This window comes from Nostoc sp. FACHB-888 (assembly GCF_014696655.1).
Lineage (GTDB): Bacteria > Cyanobacteriota > Cyanobacteriia > Cyanobacteriales > Nostocaceae > Nostoc.
In genome coordinates this window covers 1-24,236 of sequence record NZ_JACJQM010000081.1, presented here as the reverse complement: position 1 = coordinate 24,236, position 24,236 = coordinate 1, and the positions used below count along the sequence as shown (strand labels likewise).

Here is a 24,236-nt window from a genome sequence, read left to right as displayed (position 1 = left end):
ATTCAACAAATACTGACATTCATCAAAGTCTTTAAATAGGATTACTATATCCTGTTATAACTTTTTCTTAATACTTGATTTCTGCTCAAAAGCCAATACCCTAAACGAAGTATTTTTCAGAATAAATACTTTGTATTTTAGCTAACAAAAAAAGTTTGTTTTTTATTTCTTAATAAAAAGCTTCTCTTTTTAATAGGAAATATCCCTGATGGGGGGATTGTTAGCTATTAAATATTATGGTTTTAATTATTTAACACCTGATTTAGGAAGATTTAAATGTTTACCAAAAAATGGAAAGAACTGCTATTGGCAGTGGCAATGTTACCTTTGTTTATCCAACCAGTTTCAGCGCATATTATCTGGTTTAATTATAACAATGGAGAATATGATCTCTTATTTGGTCACCCAGAAGATGGTCCAGAACCTTACCAAACATTTAAATTTAAGCAAGCTACAGCTTATGATTCTAATAGACAAATACTTCCATTTGATATCAACCAAAAAAAAGACGGGCTATCTCTAACTTCAACTTCTAATAGTGAAATCGCAGCGTTAACTGGATTTTTTGATAATGGGTATTATGCTAAGGTAGGCGATGAATCTCGCAGTATTTCTGAACAAGAAATTGGACAATATCAAGACGTTAGCCATTATCTGAAGTATACTAAAGCTCTTTTCGATTGGTCTGACACTCTGGCTCAACCATTCAATTTGCCTTTAGAAATCATCTCGTTACAGAATCCTCTTACAGTCAAACCAGGAGAAAACTTGAAAGTTCAAGTTCTTTATGAAGGAAAACAAATTCCAGATGTGACAGTAGAATATTTAGGCAAAAAGTTAACTGGTGATCAAGATGGCACCTATTTGATTCCGATTGGTGATGAAGGATTACAACAAATAGAGGCTAGTTACACAGTTACTTCAGGTAATCAACCTAGTATTTCTTACGAAACTGGCTTTACAGCACAAACAACTTCTGTACCTGAGTCATCGGCATTACTTGGTCTTGGTGTAATCGGGTTACTGGGATTATACAAAAAAAGGTTTTTCGCCTAAAGCATGATTGCGATTTGAATTGTCGTAACTTTTTTGTAGGGAAGGAAAAGCATTAGAAATCAGACCAAATTAGAACAGGGTGGTAGTTTTAATGTCTGTTATCTTAAACCAATTCTTTAAAATAAAGCTACCAATTTAAATCTGTAATTTAAATTGAATCATCCAAGGAGCGCAAGACTTTGCGCTCCTTGGATGACGAATTAATCTTAGTTAAAAACCATATCTTTCGTAGTTTACCGCTGTAGGCATCGCAGGATAATTAAGAAAAGCCTGAAAACTTCCTAGTCATAACTAATTATGCGGACATAATATTACTTGGCACTCAGGATGCGAATAACAAGCTCAATCCCACAACAATATTGAAGGCAAGTCATTGTTAGCTAGACGCAGCAATTGATAACCAATTCCAGATGTACCGGGTAAAAAGCCGGGATTAAATACAGAATTGGGTAAGTTGGGGAACAGTTGATAAGCTCCAGTTCGCTTGGCTCTAGCCACAACATTTGTTGCATTCTGGTGAGCAATTTGATGCCAATCAGGACGGGAACAGATTTTTGCACCGACTAACAGCACTTCCGCCCTACCGAAGTTACCACAGCACAAGTGATCGATCGCCTGCAAGCCAAAGTTCTGAGTAGTCTGGAGAGCAATTTCAATTTCTTGTTGAATTTCCGGCGTTTCCACGATTCTCAAACTGCCCAAACGCCCCAAACCAATGCCGGCTGAACCGTGACACCACTTATTTGCAAAGTCAGGTTGTCCTGATTGTCCCATTCTGCGGAAGTCAGGCCAGTTGGCAGTGGATTGGCAAAAGACGCTACGCTCATACTCAATTCCTGCTAAACCTGCTTCTAAGAATTTACGCTCTAAGGTAGCCGCATATAGTCTTAGCAAGGCATAGGAGATGCCTGCGGCTCCATGAGAGAAGCCGGTTAAGGGCTTGTCCCAAAAAGTATGCCAAGCTTTGGGCGCACCATTGTGGCTAACTTGACGGTTGATTAAATGTTGTCCACAAGCGATCGCATTTTCTAAAACGGCTGCTTCCCCTGTGATTTGATGCAGGGACAATAACCCTAGAATTGCCCCAGCCGATCCACTCATAATATCCAAATGTTCATCCGCAGCAATTAGTTCCGGTGTCATCAAATTGGCTAATACTTGAGCGTCTTGCAATAGAGTTGCATCTTTCAAAAATTGGCTAACCTTCACCAGGCTATAGATCATTGAGCCTAAACCTGTTGCACCACCAACGCCCATTAAACGAGCCATGCGTTGCCAAGTTTCTGGATCAATGGTGTGGATTTGGCGGCGCAGAGATTGCAATGTTCTAAATGCTAAATCACGGTAACGCGAATCACCAGTTACTTGACTGAGTGCAGCTAAAAACAAGGCAACTCCAGAGCGTCCGTCAGAAAGACAATTATTCAATACTTGTAGTTGATATCGTTCGGCACGAGGCACAAAGTCTAAACCAATCCAGTTAACGCTTCCATCAGGGTCAGAAATGGCTTTGGTTTCAAGTTGAGTGGCGATTTCTTTGGCTTCGGCAATCAATTGTTCTGAACTCAGCAACGGTAACGATTGGGCTTGCCATTGCCCACCCTGGCGGCTGGAGGTGGTTGCGATCTTGGCATCGAAGGAGCCTTGAATAATCGCTATTTGCCGAGCTAGGTCGGTTTCATCCAGAGATTGTAACTGGTTGAGCAGGTCTTGATAACTGGATTGCTTGAAGTAGTTGGGAATAGTTAGATAACCGTTTAAACTGAGTTCATCAATAACAGCGCTAGCCGTGAAGAAGGGAATATCCAATTGTTCCATCGCTCGTAATTCTGCGCTAAAAACGGGAAAGGCGTTTGGTCTTTCCTGAGCAACTAGAAAAGCACGACTGAGAACATCGAGTTGAATGCTGTAATCTACCCCATGTTTGAGATGATCGGGTGACAAAGTTTTTTGGAGGATGATGCCATAGATCCTGGTGTTGCGGAAGATAAAGCGCACCTGCTGATTTTGCATAGCAGACAGCAAACTTTGGCGTGAAAGTAAGAAATCTTTGTGCGCCATCAGAAAGCGATACATCTGCTCAAATCCATCGTTGATTTGTTGTTGATAATCGTTTGGAGATAAAGCAACTCCATCCAAAAACGGCACATTTTTCGCAATCGGCACCGTGACCAACTCAGGTAACAGGTGCATATTATCTGTATTAATATTTTGCCAGCACGGCACTTTGCGGCGAGATAGTCGGGGATCTGTGCTACCTAACCCGCTAATATCATAAGCGACACTGCGATCGCCACTAAAGTCCCAACGCGGTAAAAGTCCGGTGCGGAGTACGGAATCCCAAAATTGTCGTGTGGCGGTTGTTTCCAAATCTTGGGTAAGCGGTGAGTCTTCAATGAGATTCGGTTCATGGTGCAGAAGTGTTTCCATGTCAATCAGCACCAGATGTTCGCCATTGGCAATTAAGTTTTCGTAATGGCAATCTGTGGCTCTGAGGGCATAAAGCACACACAACAACATTCCAGAACGCTGATAAAATCGTTTCGCAGCTGCTTGATCAACACAAGGTAACTGTTCAACATTTTCCACCCAACCGTAACCGTTACGCTCAAGCACTTGAATAACTTTAAAATCTAAGAGATCGCTGTGTTGATTGCACCAATCCAAAAATTGGTTAAAAACAACTTCTAATCCTAAATCTTTGGGTTTATAAACAAGTTTAAGTCCAGACTCAAAGGTGAGCAAAATTACCGTTCGTCCGCGATTGTGCGAGTCGGAAATAGAGGCTTGAATTTTGGCAACTTTGTTTTGATAAAATGGGGCGATCGCTTCGTTAAAAGTTCGCTGAATATCTATTCTATCTGCAACTAAACGTTCGATAAATTCAGCAGTGAACTCAACCCAAAAATTGACGGCTGTTGCCACTAAGCGACCGAGAACTGGATATTTTTGGAAGAACGTCAGCATTCCATCTTCCAAGAGTTGATTGACGAACTTGGTGTAGTGAGTGTTATTGTTTGGTGTCTCCAGTCCCAGTAAGCCGAGCAAGTTTTGACCAAAAGGACGCACTTGAGAAAATTCAAAATCTAATGTCTTAGTGCAAAGTCCTGCTAATCGTTGTAGTAAACTACGTTCTAGAGAACTGTAAGCAGCTTGGGAAAGAATTGATAAGGGAAGAGACTCTTGGGTGAATTGACTGTCGCAGCGAGTCAGTAATTGCTGTCTGGCTACTAAGATAGCAGGCAAAAGGATATCTTCAAAAGTGATAGGATTTTGTGAATCGATTGGTAGAAATACTTCGGTTGCAGAATCGAATTTTGTAGCGGTTTGAATGATTTGCTGCAAGGTTTCTGCCCACTCAGGCAAAGGTTGATCGGCAAGCAACTCGATAGTTCCCAATCTGGAACTAACAGTATCGAGGTCTAGTCCTTCCCACTGTAAGCGTTTGTGCAAAGTGTCCCATTTGCCTTCTGCTACAACTTGACACCAGCGAGCGCGCCGACGGTTAATTTCTTGTTCATTGACTTGATCGACATCAATTGCAAATCTGCTTTCGTCAAGACGTTCCCAGAGAAAGCTAGCATTGGCAGCGATCGCTCTTAAATCGTCTGATGTTTTCTGTTGGGATAAGCGAACAACTTGTTGAACCATAGCTGGATTCCTCATGATGGAGTTAAATTAAAAGGGAGGTATTAATTCTGGTCTACGTTTTAATAGTTGGCATTAAGAACAATAGCGTTCGTCTGAAATAAATTTTTAATTAAGTACTAATTAAGTAAGCATAATTAAAATAATTTGTAATTCTTGATTGAATCAGTTGGGGTACAAGCCCCCAACCGATAAAGACCACAAACTTGGCAATTTGGTGGATTATTTCACCAAAAAGTATGAATTAAGAAAGATAGCAGTGTCCGCCACCACAGCCGGCTGTGTGACATAGTTTGGGCGCACTATCAGCAATTGCTCCGCCACTAACACTGAGTAATTCTTCTTCACTCAGTTCGTTTGAGTCCACAAAGGTCAGTTCTGCCAGCATTTGAGCTACGCTTTCGGCTGTGAAAGTATAACCTTTTTCGGCACTGGCAATTAGCAACAGTTTGATGGCTTCTGTTTGGCTAACTGCTGCTTGCATATTCTCGCGTAGTTGGCTATTTTGGAGTAAGCTTTTAATTTGTGACAACATAGTTTTGTTCTCCTAAAGTTGGTGTAATACTTATTAAGTAAGTTTCCTCTTTCTCTTGGTAAAAGCAAAGAGGGAATTTGTTATGTAGCATCTCCTTCTGCGTTGAGCCTCAGTATCAAGTATGGAAATTATCCAAATTAAAATATTGGAAAAGCTGGCTCTAAAAAGTCGTTTTAGAAAAACAACCTGACCTTGGAGGTTACAATGCTAAAGAGAAAGAGAAGCTACATACCTTTCTTAGCAGCAGCCTGCGTGTCCGCCACCACAGGAAACTGTATGACATAGCTTGGGCGCACTGTCAGCCATCATTCCACCACTAACACTGAGTAATTCTTCTTCGCTCAGTTCGTTGGAATCCACAAAGGTGAGTTCTACCAGCATTTGAGAAATGGCTTCAACTGTGAAGTTATAACCTTTTTCTGTACTAGCGATCGCTAACACTTTGATAGCTTCTGATTGGTTAGTTGCTGCTTTGATTTGCTGTTGTAGTTGGGTGTTTTGAAGCAGTTCTTTAATTTGGTGTAGCATAGGTTTGTTTTCCGTTCTTGTTGACTTATTGATACGGCAGAGATTGTGCGCTTGTTTTGGGCGGTGTTCTCTGCTTTTCTGATTTGAATTTAGAGATAAATAGGGTAGAACTAGGGGAGATATTTACAATTACGGAAAAATTTTTCAGCATAGTTTAATTAGGGTATTGAGGAGTGGGCATTCGTTATTTCTTACCTTTACTTATCTATGATGCTGATATCTGTGTTGTTGCTGTAAAAGTTGAAGCTAATATGTATTTTTGCTGTAGCTAAATATCCTAATAATCAACTAAAGTTACAATCGCTATACTAAGTTGTCCTATCAATCCAGGAGAAGTTAAGAAGTTGGTGATGAGCGCTAAACAATTGGAGCAGGTAAAGCAATTGCAAACTACCCTCACCAAAATGGAAGTAACATTAGGTGCGATCGCTGATGCTGTAGTCTGGGTAGGAGAAGATCGACACATTCAATGGTGCAATCCTAGCTTCGAGCGTTTGGTGAATCAACCCCATAACACTGTCTGCGGCGCGAAGTTAACTGACTTACTACCATTAGCACAAGCAAGACAACCAGTTGGTTTACCTTGCTATCCTGATGTGCGGATACTCAATGGTGAATATGAAACAGCAAATTACCAGTTCCAGCAGTGTGAGCGGACTTTAACACTACAAATTTCCGGTAACTGTAGCGGACTGAGTGATGATCAATGTGCAATACTGGTGATTCGGGATATCACGCTGGCACAACAAACTCAAGAATCCCTGCAAGAGATTGAGGAACGTTTGCAGACATTAATTAACGCTACACCCGATATTATCTGTTTGAAGGACGGCGAGGGAAAATGGTTGCTATCAAACCAGGCTAACCTAGAATTTTTACAGCTACAAGGCGTTAATTATCAAGGCAAAACAGACTCAGAACTAGCAAAATTTAGCAATTTTTACCACGATGCTTTGCTCAACTGCGACAAAACAGATGAACAAGCTTGGCAGATGGGATGTGTGCATCGGGTAGAAGAAGTTATACCCCGACCTGATGGCACAGTGAGCAGTGTAGATATGATTAAAGCTCCCCTATTTCACCAGGATGGTAGACGCAAAGCTCTGGTGGTTTTAGGGCGGGATTTGAGCGAACGCAAACAAACTCAAGTTGCTTTAGAAAACTCTTTATCTCTTTTAAGCGCTATCTTTGAATCGATTCAAGACGGTATCTTAGTAGTCGATAGCTTAAGTAATATCACTAGTTACAATCAAAAGTTTTTAGAAATGTGGTCAATTCCACCAGAACTTTTGACAGAACCAGATCATCCTAAGCGGTTGGCGTATCTGGCAAATCAGTTAAAAGAACCAGGTGTGTTTTTGCAACGAGTCCGAGAATTATACTCACAACCTGAACTAGTTAGTTACGACTGCTTAGAACTGCAAGATGGCAGAATATTTGAGCGATACTCCTGTCCTCAGCGCATCGGCGAACAGATTATTGGGAGAGTGTGGAGTTTCCGTGACATTACGCAACGCCAAAGGGCAGAAGAAGCACTACGACAAAGTGAGCTACAATACCGTACTATCTTTGAAGCTATTAATGATGGAGTCTTTATTACTGACATGGAAACCGAAACAGTTGTGGAACTTAATCCCGCTGCTTGTCAGTTGTATGGTTACACTTACGAAGAATTAATTGCTTTGCATCCATCAGCCTACATTCACCCAGACTCACATCCAGTGTTCCGTGAGTTTCTTGAAACAACGCGAACTGGTGGGCAATTTTATGGACAAGCAGTCGATATCCGCAAAGATGGCACTTTGATCGATGTGGAAGTTACAGGAACGACTTGCATTTACAATGGCAAACAACACATCTTGGTAATGGTGCGGAATATTACCGATCGCAAACGCACTGAGGAAGCATTACGACAAAGCGAAGTACAGTACCGCGATTTAGTGCAAACAGCCAACTGCATTATTCTGCGTTGGGACAGTAACGGTAACATCATATATTTAAATGACTACGGTCAAAAGCTTTTTGGCTTCGATGCCCAAGAGATTACAGGACGCAATGTTGTCGGTACAATTGTCCCTGAAACGGAAGCTTCTGGGCGCGACTTACAAACATTAATGGTTGATATTTGTCAACACCCAGAAAACTATTTATTTAATGAAAATGAAAACTTATGCAAAAATGGCGATCGCGTCTGGATAGTCTGGGCAAATAAACCCATATTAGATGAACAAGGAAACTTAATCGAAATTCTTTCAGTCGGCACTGATGCCACAGAACGCAAACGCGCCCAACAAGCTCTCCAGGAGAGTGAATTAAAGTTCCGTACTATCATCGAAAATGCCAATGACCTGATATTTGTCCTCACTCCCGACGGAACCTTTACCTATCATTCGCCTAATGTGACCCCAATTCTGGGATACAGCCTGCCAGAAGTGGAAGGCCATTCTATGATGGAGTTCGTCGAGCCTAAAGATTCAACAATTAGTATGTCAGCCTTAGCAAGAAGTGTGACTGGAGAAAAGCTGACTGATATTGAGGTGCGATTAAGACACAAAGACGGCGGCTGGCGATGGTTCAACTTTAACACTTCGACAATCAACACTCCCAGTGATGGAATTGCGATCGCCGGTGTGGGACGCGATATTACAGAACGCAAGCAAGCAGAAGAAGCCTTGCGTCGTAGTGAAATGAAATACCGCAATATCTTTGAAAACTCCCAAGTAGGGATTTTCCGCACCTGCCAAAAAGATGGATTGATTATCGATGCTAATCAACGTGGTGCTGAAATATTAGGTTTTACCTCTGCTGCTGACTTAGTTGGCAAGTATTTCACAACCGATTTATATGTCAATCCAGATGATCGCACGCGGATGTTAGCAGAGTTAGAAGAAGACGGGGAAGTTCGCAATTTTGAAGTAGCACTGCGACGCTTGGATGGATCTGTTGTTTGGGTACTGTTGTCACTCCGTCTCAACGCAGAAGAATCCTGTTTGGATTCTGTTTTTACAGATATTAGCGATCGCAAACAGCAAGAACAGGCTTTACGCTTAATTGTTGAGGGCACAGCAGCAAAAACAGGTGATGAATTTTTCAATTCCTGTGTTCGTTACCTTGCCGAGATGTTGCAAGTTAAATATGCCCTAGTCACTGAGTTTGGTGATGAGCCAAAAACTAGAGTCCGCACTTTGGCATTTTGGTGTAGCCGGGCTATTAACGAAAACTTGGAGTATGAATTGCAGGGAACTCCTTGTGAACATATTTTGCGAGGGGATATGTGTCACTATCCTCAAGCAGTACAAGCCGCTTTCCCCAAAGATGCAGATTTAGTGAAGATGAATGCCGAGAGTTTTTTTGGTGTTCCTCTAACCAGTTCATCCGGCGAAATTATCGGACATCTAGCAGTGATAGATGTTAAACCAATGAAGCACGATCCTGGACGGGAACTCATTCTCAAAATCTTTGCTGCCCGTGCCGGTGCTGAATTGGAACGAAAACAAGCAGAAGCAGCTCTACAGCAAAGTGAGTTAAAGTTTCGCACTATCGTTGAAAAGGTCAACGATATGTTGTTTGTCATCAATCCTGATGGGGTATTTAACTATATTTCTCCTAATATATTGAACACTACTGGATTTGCCCCCAGCGAAATGGAAGGTCATTCCTTAGCATTGTTTACTCATCCCGATGATGTGCCAATATGTTTTGAAGCCGCCCAAACTATCCTCGCAACAGGTGAGGGAATTTCGGGAACTGAGTACCGCGCTAAACATCGAACTAAAGGCTGGGTTTGGCTAACTGCTAATGCAGTCCGCACACAAGATGCCCAGGGTAATTTTCAGATTGTGGGTGTAGCTCGTGATATTAGCGATCGCAAACAAGCAGAAGCAGCTTTGCAACGTCGTACCCAAGCAGAAAGTTTACTCAGTAGTATTTCTCGGCAATTTATTGACCAAAATTTAGAAACAGCAATTAATTTTACACTTCAAGCGATCGCTGAGTTTGTTAGTGCCGAACACAGCTGTATCTTTGAATTATCCGAAGATCAAAAGCGATTCGACCTCATTCATGAATGGTGTGGCGAAGGTGTCGAGCCATTGATTGCTCTTGCCAAAGGATCACCTGTTGAAAGTTTTCCTTATTTTTATGCTCCGATCCTTCGTGGCAACCATATACAAATCTCTTGTGTAGCAGAACTGCCGCCTGATACAGCAGAGAAAAAGCTATTTGAAGGAATGTCGTTTCAGTCTTTAGTTGCTGTACCCATGCTTCACTCTGGCAAAGTAGTTGGATTTGTCGGTACAGCGATGATTCACTTGTGTAAAACTTGGAGTCAAGAGGATGTGAATCTATTAAAGCTGATAGGTGAAATAATTGCGATCGGTCGAGCCAGACATCAGGCAGAAGAAGCGCTGAGAATTGCCAAAGAAGCCGCCGAAACTGCCAACCGAGCCAAAAGTGCTTTCTTGGCTAACATGAGTCACGAACTCCGCACACCTTTGAATGCCATCCTGGGTTTTTCCCAACTAATGGAGCGAGATACTAGCCTCAAATCAAATCAGCGTGAATCTTTAGCCACCATTAACCGCAGTGGAGAACACTTGCTCAACCTAATTAACGATGTCCTGGAAATGTCCAAAATTGAGGCTGGACAAATCACTTTCAATCCTGAAGACTTCGACCTTTATCTGTTGTTGCAAACATTACAAGAGATGTTCCAGGTAAGGGCACAAACAAAGCAATTATTTCTCAAATTTGAAATTGCTCCCAATCTACCCCGTTATATCCAGACAGACGAGAGGAAACTCCGCCAAGTTCTTATTAACCTTTTAGGTAACGCCGTTAAATTTACTCAGACTGGGGGAGTTACTTTACGAGTCAGATTAGGGAGCAGGGAGCAGGGGGAAAATCCCTCTCCTCTGCCCCCCGCACCCCGCCCCTCTGCCTCTTCCCCATCCCTCCACTTTGAAGTCGAAGATACTGGACGGGGAATAGCACCACAAGAAATGAATAACCTGTTTCAGCCTTTTGTTCAGACAGCAAGCGGTATCCAAACCAAGGAGGGAACTGGACTAGGGCTGACTATCAGTCGGCAATTTGTGCGGTTGCTGGGAGGCGATATTCAGTTGACGAGTAGCGTTGGACAAGGATCTATTTTTAGCTTTGACATCCAAGTGAATTTAGCCGCAGCTTTGAAACCTACACCAAAATTGAGTAAAGGACGTGTGATCAAGCTAGCAGCAGACCAACCATCTTACCGGGTTTTGGTAGTGGATGACCGTAAAGAAAACCGCGATTTAATTGTGCAACTTCTTGGTAGCATTGGCTTTGAGATTAAAGCTGCCAATAATGGACAAGAAGCGATCGCAATGTGGCAAACTTGGCAACCTCATCTAATTTGGATGGATATGCGGATGCCTATAATGAACGGTTACGATGCAACTAAAGAGATTAGAGCCAGGGAAAGAAATATAACTACAAATCACCACACCGTAATTATTGCTCTAACCGCAAGTGCTTTTGAAGAACAACAGGCAAGTATCTTAGCCGCAGGTTGTGACGATTTGGTTCGTAAGCCATTCCGGGAGCAGGTGATTTTTGAGAAAATAGCTGAATATTTGCAGGTGCGTTATATCTGTGCAGAAGAAAGCAGTGAAGATGCAATAAACAACAACTTAGAGCATATTCAATCTTCCATCTTGAATCTTCGCTCTGCAATTACCGCTATGCCTACCAAATGGTTAACAGAACTTAATCAAGCAGCCGTTGAAGTGGATGCTGAAAGGATTTTCCAACTAATTGAGCAAATTCCCCAAACTCATTCTGCTTTGGCAGAAAAGTTGGCAAATTTAGTCCGCAGCTTCTGCTTCGATGAAATTATTGACCTAACGGAAGATAATCCGTAATATCATGTCCAATAGAGAGTGAAGCGTGTAATTTTTAGGTTCTAGTCTCTAGAAATTACACGCTTAAATATTAATTTGTTGCTAAAGCTGGTTCTGCCAAAAAATATTTCAGATTTTCTTGCTGAGTGGCAAATTTCAAATACTGAGATGCCATTTCTGGTGTTAGCAATTCAATCATTAATCTGTTTTCCACCCAAAACTCAATCACATCAAAGAAAGAATCGCGATTACAGCGCACTACACGCCAACCTTCACGGACACCGATTTGTTCAATTTCTTTCTGGCTAATGGGCACAGAAATAGCTGCATGAATATCTGTATAAATAGAGGTAATTGCAGTACGGATAAATACGCATTCTTCATCATTTTCACCAGGTTCAATTTGAGAGCCTAAAGGATAGAGTTCAATGGCTGTACCGTATTCATCAAAAGGTATAACCATATAACTTCCTGGGTTAGGAGGAAAAGGAACAGCTTGTGCTTTTAAGATTTCCGCCAGAACCTGAGCAACATGGCTGGGGTTTCTAACAGCAATTGAAATATGGTGAATCATGGAATGACCTCAGTTCGATATTTTGTAGATTAGGAAACAATCGGGGAGAATTAGGGGAGGTGGGGCAGGGGGTGCATAACCAAGCGTAATTAGGGTTCTATGCTCAATACCTTACTTAGTTAGGTCGCCCGTAATGAGATCGACCCTTGCCATCGGGGGTTGCAAGCACCAGAACTTGCTGCCCGTAATCGTTCGTCTCAATCGACCACTCGTAAGTCTCAGGCTTTGCTGTATTGCGGCTGGAGTAGGTGCGTCCGCTATTGCAGATTTGCCCTTTGGACGTGCTGTCGCTAGGTTGGAAAGTTAGGCGTTGAGCCTCAATCTTAACTTTGCCCTTTTCTTCTATGAAAAGGTTGGATGCACAGTTGTAGGTGTTGATTTGAAGCAGCCGATTTCGCTTGTAGTTACCGTTAGATGCGAGTTGAAATTGATCGCTTGAACCATTTGGGGCTGCTGACTGCCCTGTGTAGCTGTCTTGGTATTGGATAGACGAGATTCGACCGTACCGCCATTCGCCCTGAAGTTCGGCAGGCACTCCAGTACCGTTTTTACCCGCTTGGCTCGCACTTGGGTACAAAACAAGGCTAGCGGTGAGTCCCAAACTCAGGGCACTAGTAGCGAAAAGGCGGACAGCTTTTGGCATCGAATAGAGTTGCTTGTTTGTTATTGAGTACATAAGATTTTTGCAGAAATAGATTTATTTACCAACGAAAGCGATTTATAACGCGAAGTCTACGTGTTTATATATAGCCATTCCCATTAGGGGCGCACCTCTGTGCGCCCTGCATTTAAACGAAAGGTTCACGCAAGAAACTGCAATCCATATTTGTTCAAAACAGGCTGTACTTTTTCCATGTTTAGCGATGAACTATCTGCTACTTGACCCATTTCTTCATAAAAGGTTTTTGCGCCTTTAGGTGAAACTAAAACCAGAAATTTAGCATTAGCAGAACGAATCTTGAAAGCGTGTGGTGCATTGTGAGGAATGTTAACGAAAAATCCTGGTGATGCCAAAATTGTTTCTGTACCAATTTGGATGTTTAGTTCACCTTCTAGAATATAAAATGCCTCTTCCCAAGGGTGAGTATGCAATGGTGGGCCATTTCCTTCTGTATCTGTAAATTCATAAATTGTCCAAGCTTGATTTGTATCTTCACCAGTTGCTTTTACGGTAAATTGTCCGCCAAGAATTGAGAATTGATTACCTTCTCCTGGTGCAATAATGGTTGGTTTACGTATAGTTGAACTTTGCATACAAGTTACTCCTTGTCGTGTAATTTTGGAAAGGTGAGCCACAAACTTGATTTGATGTTTGTAACATTAGAAATTAATCGGGGAGAACTAGGGGAGATAAATGGGTAATTGATATTTTTTTGTAACTGATTATTAAGACACTGAACTAAGGTTAAAATCTCTAAGAATAATTAGTAGCTATTCTGGCTAAAGTCCATATTGCCATGCCTAAAGAACCGCTCAACTTGCCTAAAGCAGACATACTGGTGATTGATGATACGCCAGAAAATCTGAACCTCCTATCTGCCATGCTGACGGAACAGGGATATAAAGTTCGGAGTGTAACTAAAGGTTCTACGGGGTTACGGGGAGCAAATGCTGTCCCGCCCGACCTGATTTTGCTGGATGTGAATATGCCTGAGATGAATGGCTATGAAGTCTGTCAACACCTGAAGGCAAGCGATCGCACCCGCGAAATTCCGGTAATTTTTATTAGCGCTTTGGGTGATGTGCTGGATAAGGTGAAGGCGTTTGCAGTTGGCGGGGTAGATTATATCACTAAGCCTTTTCAACTAGAAGAGGTTTTAGCACGAATTGAAAATCACTTGACGATTTGGAGACTGCAACAACAACTCCAAGCTCAAAATGAGCGGTTGCAGCAGGAAATTTCTGAACGTACCAAAGCAGAAGAGAAGTTTGCTAAAGTTTTTCGCTCTAGTCCCAATCCGATTGCGATCGCCACAATTTCGGAAGCTCGTTTTATTGATGTTAATCCCAGTTTCTTAAAGATGAGCGGCTATTCTTTAGAGGAAGTAATTGGAGATACCGCAAATGAACTTAATTTGGGCAAAAACACAACCGCGATGTCTAACGACAAGCCGCTTGGCGTCTACGCTCAAACAATTCAACTTTTGCCGGAAACTGGATCACTGTACAATCTAGAATTTGAATTTTCTACTAAGTCTGGAGAACTCAAAACTATACTGATATCTCTCGAATTGATTGACTTAGGTGGAGTACCCTGTGCTTTATTAATTGCCAATGATATCACCGAACGGAAACGTCTAGAAAACGAATTTATCTCTTTAGTTAGTCATGAATTGCGTACACCTTTAACTTCCACAATGGGAGCATTAGATTTATTAGGTTCAGGACAACTGGGAACTCTGAGCGAACAGGGGCAAAAAGTCTTGAGCATTGCCACCACTAATACTGAACGCCTAATTCGTTTGGTAAACGATATTCTCGATTTAGAACGGATGAAATCGGGCAAAATCTTCACGCGTAAGACAAAGTGCAACGCCGCAGACTTGCTAATTATGGCAACGGAAGCAATGCAAGCAATGGCAGATAAATTACAAGTCAGACTGATTATAAACCCTGTAGAAGTTGAACTTTGGGCAGACCCCGATCGCCTCCTGCAAACCCTGATTAACTTACTGAGCAACGCTATTAAGTTTTCTGAACCAGGCGATACCGTGTGGATAAATGCTACTCTCTCAGAATCCAGAAGTGTTGAGTCTGAAGAAAATCAGCCTTCATCACCCAAATACCTTTTGATTACTATCCAAGATGAAGGGCGAGGAATTCCTGAAGATAAATTGCAAATAATCTTCGAGCGTTTTCAGCAGGTAGATGCATCCGACTCCCGCAACAAAGGAGGAACAGGTTTAGGACTGGCTATTTGCCGAAATATTGTCCAGCAACATAACGGTAAAATCTGGGTTGAAAGCATTTTGGGTAAAGGTAGCACTTTTTATGTACTGTTACCTTTACCAGGTTTGCAATAAACGGCTTCTAACTGCTTAATTCTCCCCTAATTTTCCCCGATTTGGCTTTAGAATATCTCAATAGCGATCAAGTAAATCAACACGTACATCGTGCAAAAGTATCAGTATGAACAGAAATATCTTGATTGTTGATGATGAAGAAGATGTGCGGGCGATCGCAAAGTTGGGATTAGAAATGGGTGCTGGTTGGAACGTGTTGACTGCTTGTTCTGGTCGGGAAGCGTTGAATATAGCCGCCAACTCTACACTTGATGTCATTTTACTAGATATGATGATGCCTGATATGGATGGGCGTGCCACCCTGCAACAACTGAAAGCTAACCCTGGCACTAAAAAAATTCCAGTAATTTTATTAACAGCCAAATTCCAGCAATCAGATAGAGAGAGTTTTACTGATTTGGATGTCGCTGCTATTTTTGCCAAGCCTTTCCGTCCATTGAAACTAGCAGAGCAAATCAATGAAGTACTGGGCATTTAGCCTGACTTTGATGAGCGACATTAGTTAAATGAATATAAAGAGTTTCTATCTCTTACCTCCTGTCCCCTGCCTCCTGACTCAAAACCCGTGTTACACGCCTGAATATGGTGCTAGGGCCAAAGTTTTCGTCAGATCAGCAAGGAGAACGCGATCGCAGAGATTAAACATTTCTACTTCTGTCTGTGTCTGTCGCATCAGCCGCAGGAAATGACCTTCAGTGTCAACACTTAGGGCAATGTAGTTGAGGAACATTTTGAGGTAGCCTACGCGCGATCGCTCTGGCATACTTGTTGCGGTTGGCGTCTGCCATAAACGATCAATATAGTTGCGTACCTCCACTAAAGGAACGGGCGCGATCGGTTCTCCTCGCAAAGCCTGCCGAATTTGACTAAAAATCCAAGGATTCCCGATCGCCCAGCGTCCCACCATCACACCCGCCGCGCCCGTTTGAGAAAGCACTTCAAGAGCAGTTGTCGCAGAGTAGATATTGCCATTGGCAAGCACTGGACAATGAACTCGTCTAACCGCTTCAGCGATCAAATCATATTTCACTGCCCCGTGGTACATATCTTTCACCGTGCGACCATGTAAACTCAGCAAATCAATGCTGTGGCGATTGATCATATCTAAAATTTCGTAAAAATTATCTGTATTTTCAAAGCCTACGCGCATCTTGACAGTCAAAGGTCGATCGTTGACTGCCTGCCGTAGTTCTGCCAAAATCCGATCCACTTTTTCTGGTGAGAGCAGCAATCCACCCCCAACATTTTTGCGATAGATTCTAGGTGCTGGACAGCCCATGTTCAAGTCAACTCCAGCGATATTATAGCGGCAGAGTTCCTGTGCTGTTCTTACCAAGTCTGGAATGCTTTCGCCAATCATTTGGGCAAAAACGGGGCGACCCGTGTCGTTTTCGGTTATTGCTGCCAGAATGCTACGATTGAGCCGTGAAGTATCATTCACGCGGAAATACTCGGTGAAAAAGTAATCAGGGCTGCCGTAGTGGGCAATGACCTTCATAAACCAGAGGTTTGTTACATCCTGCATAGGTGCAAGAGCGGTGAGGGGTAGGTCTTTCTGGAGCGCTTTAGGGAGCAATACCTGGGACGACATGGAGATGAGAGCGTTCGACAAAGCATCACTCTATCAAAAAATGGTTACTAAGGTTTTACTCATGTTTATGGTTGAACAACTAATTGGTTTAAAATTCCCAAACATCGCTTCGGCTTACATCCTTTTAGGCAAGCCGGGTAGCACCATCGAACTGAATTTATGGTCTAGCTACCTTACCAACTGGACAATCTGGAATCACATTCGTACAGGATCGGCGCTTGCGGCAGCGACATTGTTCACCATCGCGCTCTGCTATAAAGCTGTACAATCATAATCTTGGTGTAGTCTTGACATCTCCCTCGGTTTCTAACCGAGGGATTCTAAACTGATGTTGCTACGGGGTCTAAAAGACCCACTATGCAACGTTTACGATATGATTTATTTAATCGTGTAAACAAATCATATCGTTTGGCACTGTCAAAATGCCCTACCCACCTCGACTAGGTTAAATTTAACACCTTGTGTACTATAGTTTCCTGACGATATCGAACCAAAAGTTCCTCCGTACTCATGTAGTTAACGATCGCAATCCGTTTCGGCATAAGACGTAGATAGATACACTGCAACGATCCCAGCTTTACCAGCTTTATTATAAGTATTTATCCGAACTTGATATTATTTAATTTATGGAATCAAAACGACTTTTCCTCTCCCTGCTCCCCTGCCCTAAAAACGATAGGATATCTTTTTATTTGGAGGTTTCTAATTCTGTAGAACCTGTGCGATCGCCTCAGAAATCGGTAAGCCAGGACAGCGTTCTAACCAAAAAAACTCGCCAACTGGGTTAACCTCAAGAAATACATGACGACCATCAGGAGTCAAAATAATATCGATAGCTCCGTAGTTCAAACCAAATTCTGCCATGAGTTTGAGCAGTTTCTCTTCAACATCTTCAGGCAGAGTGTACGGTTCCCAAGCATCGAGTAAGGCAATTCCCTGTTTGCGCCAATCGTAACGCGCCTTATCCAAAGCTTGAGAATCAACCGCAGCCGTCAGCACACGTTTGCCTACAATAATTGTCCGCAGTTCCAATGCTTTGGGAATCTTTTCTTGAAACGTCATTGGGCAGAAACGTAATCCATCTAGGTTGTCCAGATCCTCAGATGAAATTGGATTCGTAAACACAACTTTTTCTCGTCCTTGTTCATCGTAAATGGCGAAGGAAGAGAGCATCTTTGTAATCATTCCCTGCTTACACTCTTGGGCAAATTGCTTCACTGCCACTGAATTGTTTGTAGTCAGAGTACCTGGTGTATCTAGACCGATCTCTCGCGCTATTCGTAATTGCAGTTGCTTATTTTCGGCTCGGCGAATATTTGGCACAGGATCGAGATGGAAACCCTTAATACTGGCAATCATTCCGTCAATGGTGACGCGAGATTCTTTGAGTGAGGCTTGTCTGAGTTGGTTGTCCATCGAGTCGGGAATTTTTGACCCAATTGCGATACGGCGATACCAAACTGCTGACACTTCATTCAAATCTAATGTCTGGTCTTCGACGTTTAGAATAACTCGCTCACTTTTAGAATAGTAAACATCTAAGGTGATTTCTGTGGGAAATCGGTCTGTATCAAAACGAAATGCTTTCCCTCCTTGGGCTTCAATTGCCTGAATAACTAGAGGAATACTTTCGTTGTCTTGGCTGTGAGTAATGATTAAAACAGTCACGTCGCTTCGCTCCGAATTAAAAATTAAAAATTAATAAGTTACTAAATTTATAAAGGCTGTCAGTTGGTTTTAAGTAAAAGCATTTTGCTTAGGGCTTGTTGAAAGTAGTGCAGATGCGATCGCATCTGCGATCGGGTAGTCCAAATCTCTCTCTAGCATCCCCCACTCTCCTGTAGGATTAATTTCTAAAAAAACGTATTCTCCTGATGGCGTTTTGATGAAGTCAAATGCTCCAAAAATCAGTCCAAACCTTGCCATAAAAGCATCCAGGCAACGGATTAGTTTATCAGGTAATTGATATGGTTGCCAGGTAAGAGCCTCTTTTGTTCCCCGTCGCCAATCTTGGGTGGATGCTGCATACTCAGACGCATCCAGTGCGCCGACAAAGAGATTACCATTCACATACACTGCACGTAGTTCTAGCTGTTTGGGGATTTGTTCTTGAAACACAACTGGACAATAGCGCAGTGTTTCAGCATCAAGTAAGTCTTCTTCTTTAACGGCGCTGGTATACATGAAAAAAGAGGAGGCTTGCATCCCATAAGAAAGAGGTCTGAGTAGCTTGGCAACCATTTTTCCTTTAACTTCCCCAAAAAACTCTCGTGTTTGTTGAGGATTGTTGGTGACGATAGTCCGAGGTATGACAAGACCAACTTCCGATGCAATTCTTAGTTGGCGTAGCTTGTTGTCAGCTGCACTGATCCGTTGTAAATCATCCACCCAGGTAGCTCCCCTCAGACTGTCCCAAAAGCCATCTAAGACTGCGAGTGATTCGCTAGAGCAGGCTGCTTGGAATTGGGGAGCCAATTCTTTACCTAAATCAGGTTGCCAGATACGTCGCATCCATACTGCTTGCACTTGCTCGGTGTTCAAAGAGCGAGTGCCATATTCCAGTTTATGATTGCTCCCAGAGTTACTGAAATGCGCCTCGATTTGTACTGTCATCGGAAATTTATCAGTATCAAGGCGAAATGGCTGTGCGCCTCGTTTTGATACAGCTTCTGCAACTCTATCTATTGTGAAGTAATCACCACTATGGGTGATTAATAAAACCACATCACGGTCAACGTACATAAAATATTTTCATTAAGTTTTTGTATTGTCCCTACTGTCAACTATTAAAAAAATAAAGCATAAAAAAAGTAAACTTAGTTTTAACGGGAAGCCAACCCCTAAATGGAGTTGGCAAAGCTAACAGTATTTTTATTCTAAGAATATTTTCAAAACCGCATCTCTGATGTACTCAAAAGTATGCAGTTATTCTATTGTCGGCAAGCTTCATCGCTGTCTGAAGGGTGCTTATAAGTAATAGCGTATTCATCACTATCAGAAGGGTACTTCCTAGTTGCTACGCTGCCGTCTTCATTATCAGAAGGGAACTTCTCAGTTACGACTGTGCCTCCGCCGCCGTCTTCATTATCAGAAGGGAACTTCAGAGTTACTACATCAGGAGGGTTCTTCAGAGTTACAACTTTCCCTCCGCCGCCAATCCCCTCTGATTCTTCATCAGATAGGTCTTCAAAGCTTTGCCCTTCTAAAAATCTGGCAAAGAAGGGTACTGCTTGTGAATTCAGTTCTTCTGGCTTGTTTTCAGACATAATTTTCTCCTACGGTCAAGTAAAGATACATATATACTCAAATCAATGATACTACATAGAGTTTCATCTATGTAAGCATAAATTTCATTTGTAATTGTTTGTAATATTTAAGTTAATATGCTGTTTTTATTGTTCCATCTATTGATAATTAATACCAAAATACCAAATTAATAAACTTTGTAATTTAAAATTTTCAAAGTTGTGAAAGCCATGGCCTAATTTTTAATTAGCTTGAGTTTATTAATTCCTTCGTAAGGATTCATGTTATTCATCCCTGGTAAGTTAATTATTTGTTCTACGGAAAATCTTATCATTAGCATCCTAAAACCAAATTTTATGTTTTAATTACATATTAAACATTCTTACTCCAGTCTTAAAAAGCTAAAAATATTTACTTCATAAGACTTTGACGGATTATGAGATAAATTTATGGAATTAATTCAATCATTTTTATCTTTTTTAAATAAAGGAAGCGATAGAACCGATTTAACTTAACCTTATCCTTATTTTTATTTGTTCTTAGTTGTGTCAAGACTTTTAATGCAATATATTTTATTGAATTAGTATTAAATCTTCTATAAAAACCCAATTAATTTTTAAAAAGCTTGACTACTGGTAGCTTTAGGTGTTATCAATCAGAGCTTCAGTATACTTGTAAATATTAATACCGGACTCTTAATAGCTGTATGTAATATTGTCAAAACAGGTTTAAAGATTCAGCCTGACTGTTTGATATCGTACTCTCTAAATCAGGATCAACTTTATGTATCGATTCGAGATCAGTGCATACACGCAAACGGGTGAATCCATCTGTCTGGTCGGTTCGACTCCAGAGTTGGGGCTGTGGGATATCGTGAAATGTGTCCATCTGCGTACAAATGGCGATCGCTATCCTTTATGGTGGACAGATGAAATTGACATTCAGCAGGCTTTATCGGGCGATGGAGAGAGGGTTGAATATAAGTACATACGTCTCGATGCAAAGGGTAACGCCCGATGGGAGAGCTTACTAGATACAAATCGCTGGATTCCCATTGATCCTAACGATCATTCCAGCACAATCATTGTGGATGATGGCGCATTCGGTTATTTACAACCTTACCCCTTTGGATACCTTGAGGAGCCTGCTGTCAAAATGCCCGTGGAAGAAGGGGCTGAAAGGCTGAAAATTATAGTAATTGGCAGTTCTGTAGCATTAGGTCATAGAGCCTGGTTTTTGAAAGGTTGGGTCTGGCTGTTGGCACAAGCTTTACAGCAAAAATATGGGCATAAACTCGTGAATGTATCGGAAGTGGGGGCGAATGTCAGCAGAACCATCGCTCGATTTGGCTCAGTTGTCGCCCCAGAACAACCGGATATTGTAATCATTGCCCTGTCTCTGGGCAACGAAGGGTTAGCTTCCTGTCCCCCTCACGAACGACGAGCAGTACAGCGACGGTTTGAAAGTGGCTTGCAGCAGCTCGTGAAAATGACGCGCGACATCGGGGCGATTCCAATTCTGGGCGGTGTCTATCCCAATGGCGATTATTCCCAGGAACATTACTGGCTGACCCGAGACACACACAACCGAATGCTAAGTTGGGGGATACCTATACTGGATTGGTTGGCAGCTGTGGATGATGGGCAAGGACGATGGAAAGCGGGGATATCCTTCGATCCGGCTCACCCGAACACGGTTGGTCATAGCTTGATGTATCAGCAGATAGACCAGCACCTCTTCGATATTGACAAAGACAAATTAGCAAAAGAAAAACAAGGCTTTCAGCAACCAAAGGAATTTCCCATCTACTTTGACAATGCGGGCTTTCATGTCTCTGTCTGTATCGAAGAGAAGCGTTTACGGATTGTTAATCCATCACAATACAGCTACACGATCGCTCCCTATTGGCAGGAACTACAAACTGCACTGCAAAGTAAGGCTGGATTGATACCGGGTATCTACATTGCTAAGGATACCCAACCAGGGACTCTCCCCTTCTTTGCTGTAGAGGATGGCGCGATCGCAACTACAATAAACATTCCCCCTAGTGCCAACCTAGAATATAGTGCTGCCTTCAATCTCTTTTCGCCAAACAACGTTTTATTCTATGACGGGCATCTGGAGATTTTGCAAGCGGACGAACGCCACCTCTGGGTAATCAACGAATCGGACAACGAGTACAATATCCAGCCGATGTGGACGGAAGTTTGCAACGCACTTAAAGCTATGCCATCGGGTGTCTATGAAGATCCGGTTTATCCCAACGCCCCCTTTCGCACCATGATGATTGGCAAGGATGGGCTAGAGAGCCGGGTGAAAGCACCACCAAAGTCTGCGATGCTTTTCCAATATAAATGCAAATTAGCGGATATCAGCCGTGTGGCGATTCTTCCCCTTGGCGATCGCTGTGCCGTCCGCATGATGCTATATAAGATGGAGTACGATGGCCCTGCTTTTCCCTTTGATCTGACGCGCACGACTAATATTGCAGATGTTGCGGATGCGATCGAACATGGTTTTAATGATATGTGGAACCCTACTTTTCTGCATTACAGTGCCGATGCAGGCAGAATTTACCACAGTAAATGGTCAGGTTTATCCTTTGCCCATGAAGTCGAGGAGACAGACGATCCAACCAGCGATATGTCTCCCGTCCATGAACGGATGCGCGTTCGGTACACGGCACGGTCTGAAAGGTTTTGGTACGCACTGCGGCACTGCGATAAAGTGCTTTTTGTTCGTACAGGAATTAGCGATCGCGGTGGTGTGATAGATTTAGTCAACAAGCTACAAAAACAATGCCAGGGGAAACCATTTCATCTCTTGCTGCTTTCTCCCCAAAGCTATGATGAGTTTTTAGACCTTCCCAATGTGCTGCACTACAATGTCGAGTTTAATCCTGATCGCATGTATGACGATTTGGGACACTGGATGTACTGCACAGAGGTAATGCGAGGAATTCTGGAATCCCTTGGTGTATCCAGCAAAAACCTCTTTTGGTGTCCGCCGAAAATACCGAAACTTAATTCAAAAGGCTGAAAAACTAGTCCCAATTATTTTTATAAATTTATGTAAAAAATATTGATGATAAACGTTAGGTTTCATTTAAAAATCTCTATCTAGAGTAAATGAAATACTTTCAAGTTCCACTACCAAGAAATTATTAATTCCAGTTGTTTCCCAGAGGCTCATAAAATCATCTCTATTTATTTTTGAGCCAACAGGTATATTTATACTTTCTTCTTCTGAAGACTTTATTGTTACTAAACTATTACCTATAACTGGAATTGCTTTTCCCATTTTGCCAATCAATATTGAAATTAAAACATCTTCTATATTTAAAGGATTATAAGGTAATTGTTCTATACATTCTTGCAATTTTTTGTTATTCCAAACAAGATATTTAGGTTTATGATGATAAATTGATTCAGCCTTTTCCTTAGTATACTGATAAGCATCTTGATGCCAGATGCAAGTAGAACCATATTTATCAAAACCTTTTAATGGAAACCCAGGAACATGATCGTTAATAAATAACTCCCATATACCTACTTCAGAAGACCATTTATTTTGTCTTATTAATTGATCATGAAAATGAGCCTTATTACTAGATGTTACATAATCCCAAGAGTAATTATTTTCTTTATATAATCTTGGATATTTTGCTTCAAACATACAAACTTTTACGGCATTTTTAGCACGGAACAATATAAGTGCATCACATCCAATTGTTTTTTCTAAATTACTATTTAAAATCTGAGACTGGAAACTAAACAACCCTTTTACAAGCTGACTATTACGTAAAAATAATCTTATATAACTCATTAATGTAGATACATAATCACGCTCATCTAGAATGCAACAATCATATATATCTTTTCTAAGATGTTGATCTAAAATATAAACGCCTTTAGCTATAGAACTGTAGGGATAAAAGTTAGGCTGAATAGATATCATAAATATTTTTTTAGTAAATGATTAGAATGTATTATATCTTCAATCTAAATATAAGTTATTTGACATTATGCAATGTTGTTATATTCCAAAACAATCTTAGTGACTAAGAGGATGTTTGAAAAGTCCTCATCTTGGTAGCAAAACGTTTTAGATCCCCCTAAATCCCCCTTAAAAAGGGGGACTCTGATTCCGGTTCCCC

At 41.7% G+C, this 24,236-nt stretch carries 17 protein-coding genes; 6 read left to right on the top strand and 11 right to left on the bottom strand.

From position 1 onward, the window contains the following. Positions 1–276: 276 nt before the first annotated feature. Complete coding sequence (locus H6G26_RS29270) at positions 277–1,056, top strand: DUF4198 domain-containing protein (RefSeq protein WP_190733763.1); 780 nt, start codon at positions 277–279, stop codon at positions 1,054–1,056. Positions 1,057–1,398: 342 nt separating this feature from the next. On the opposite strand, the gene H6G26_RS29265 is transcribed toward H6G26_RS29270, so the two are convergent. From H6G26_RS29265 to H6G26_RS29255, 3 genes are all read right to left on the bottom strand, one after another. Continuing rightward, a complete protein-coding gene (locus H6G26_RS29265) occupies positions 1,399–4,707 on the bottom strand; it encodes a type 2 lanthipeptide synthetase LanM family protein (RefSeq protein WP_242053953.1) in 3,309 nt (1,102 codons plus the stop codon). A gap of 241 nt (positions 4,708–4,948) precedes the next feature. Next, positions 4,949–5,239, bottom strand: coding sequence for a Nif11-like leader peptide family natural product precursor (locus tag H6G26_RS29260; RefSeq protein WP_190733759.1), 291 nt, complete (start codon positions 5,237–5,239; stop codon positions 4,949–4,951). A 237-nt stretch (positions 5,240–5,476) separates the two neighbouring features. Then, positions 5,477–5,767 carry a Nif11-like leader peptide family natural product precursor gene (locus H6G26_RS29255; protein WP_190733757.1) on the bottom strand — a complete coding sequence of 97 codons (291 nt, stop codon included), beginning with the start codon at positions 5,765–5,767 and terminating at the stop codon, positions 5,477–5,479. Between the two features lie 350 nt (positions 5,768–6,117). Here H6G26_RS29255 and H6G26_RS29250 point away from each other — a divergent pair, with 350 nt between their 5' ends. Beyond that, on the top strand, positions 6,118–11,667 hold the full coding sequence (locus H6G26_RS29250; RefSeq protein WP_190733755.1) for a PAS domain S-box protein: 5,550 nt from the start codon (positions 6,118–6,120) through the stop codon (positions 11,665–11,667). 70 nt (positions 11,668–11,737) lie between these two features. Here the strand turns inward: H6G26_RS29250 and H6G26_RS29245 are convergent, their stop codons facing one another. The 3 genes from H6G26_RS29245 to H6G26_RS29235 form a co-directional block, all read right to left on the bottom strand. Further along, the gene (locus tag H6G26_RS29245; RefSeq protein WP_190733752.1) at positions 11,738–12,220 is read right to left on the bottom strand and encodes a hypothetical protein; all 483 of its coding nucleotides are present in this window, start codon (positions 12,218–12,220) and stop codon (positions 11,738–11,740) included. 115 nt (positions 12,221–12,335) lie between these two features. Then, the gene (locus tag H6G26_RS29240) at positions 12,336–12,896 is read right to left on the bottom strand and encodes a hypothetical protein (RefSeq protein ID WP_190733751.1); all 561 of its coding nucleotides are present in this window, start codon (positions 12,894–12,896) and stop codon (positions 12,336–12,338) included. Positions 12,897–13,021: 125 nt separating this feature from the next. Beyond that, positions 13,022–13,474, bottom strand: coding sequence for a cupin domain-containing protein (locus H6G26_RS29235; protein WP_190733749.1), 453 nt, complete (start codon positions 13,472–13,474; stop codon positions 13,022–13,024). Between the two features lie 203 nt (positions 13,475–13,677). Between H6G26_RS29235 and H6G26_RS29230 the strand changes: the two genes are divergently transcribed. Both H6G26_RS29230 and H6G26_RS29225 read left to right on the top strand, forming a co-directional pair. Beyond that, a complete protein-coding gene (locus H6G26_RS29230) occupies positions 13,678–15,243 on the top strand; it encodes an ATP-binding protein (RefSeq protein ID WP_190733747.1) in 1,566 nt (521 codons plus the stop codon). A gap of 106 nt (positions 15,244–15,349) precedes the next feature. Beyond that, positions 15,350–15,721, top strand: coding sequence for a response regulator (locus H6G26_RS29225; RefSeq protein WP_190733744.1), 372 nt, complete (start codon positions 15,350–15,352; stop codon positions 15,719–15,721). Positions 15,722–15,811: 90 nt separating this feature from the next. On the opposite strand, the gene H6G26_RS29220 is transcribed toward H6G26_RS29225, so the two are convergent. Next, positions 15,812–16,834: a tRNA-dihydrouridine synthase family protein gene (locus tag H6G26_RS29220; RefSeq protein ID WP_190733765.1), complete on the bottom strand. Its 1,023-nt coding sequence runs from the start codon at positions 16,832–16,834 to the stop codon at positions 15,812–15,814. Between the two features lie 4 nt (positions 16,835–16,838). Between H6G26_RS29220 and H6G26_RS29215 the strand changes: the two genes are divergently transcribed. After that, entirely contained in the window at positions 16,839–17,108 is a 270-nt protein-coding gene (locus H6G26_RS29215; protein WP_190733743.1) for a hypothetical protein, read from the top strand. 428 nt (positions 17,109–17,536) lie between these two features. Here the strand turns inward: H6G26_RS29215 and H6G26_RS29210 are convergent, their stop codons facing one another. From H6G26_RS29210 to H6G26_RS29200, 3 genes are all read right to left on the bottom strand, one after another. Next, entirely contained in the window at positions 17,537–18,502 is a 966-nt protein-coding gene (locus H6G26_RS29210; protein ID WP_190733742.1) for an MvdD family ATP-grasp ribosomal peptide maturase, read from the bottom strand. Between the two features lie 69 nt (positions 18,503–18,571). Next, a complete protein-coding gene (locus tag H6G26_RS29205; protein WP_190733740.1) occupies positions 18,572–19,576 on the bottom strand; it encodes an MvdC family ATP-grasp ribosomal peptide maturase in 1,005 nt (334 codons plus the stop codon). A gap of 188 nt (positions 19,577–19,764) precedes the next feature. Next, positions 19,765–20,100, bottom strand: coding sequence for a microviridin/marinostatin family tricyclic proteinase inhibitor (locus H6G26_RS29200; RefSeq protein ID WP_190733738.1), 336 nt, complete (start codon positions 20,098–20,100; stop codon positions 19,765–19,767). A gap of 763 nt (positions 20,101–20,863) precedes the next feature. Between H6G26_RS29200 and H6G26_RS29195 the strand changes: the two genes are divergently transcribed. Then, a complete protein-coding gene (locus H6G26_RS29195; RefSeq protein ID WP_190733736.1) occupies positions 20,864–23,119 on the top strand; it encodes a DUF1796 family putative cysteine peptidase in 2,256 nt (751 codons plus the stop codon). Positions 23,120–23,185: 66 nt separating this feature from the next. Here the strand turns inward: H6G26_RS29195 and H6G26_RS29190 are convergent, their stop codons facing one another. Continuing rightward, a complete protein-coding gene (locus tag H6G26_RS29190) occupies positions 23,186–24,037 on the bottom strand; it encodes a hypothetical protein (RefSeq protein ID WP_190733734.1) in 852 nt (283 codons plus the stop codon). Positions 24,038–24,236 lie beyond the last annotated feature (199 nt).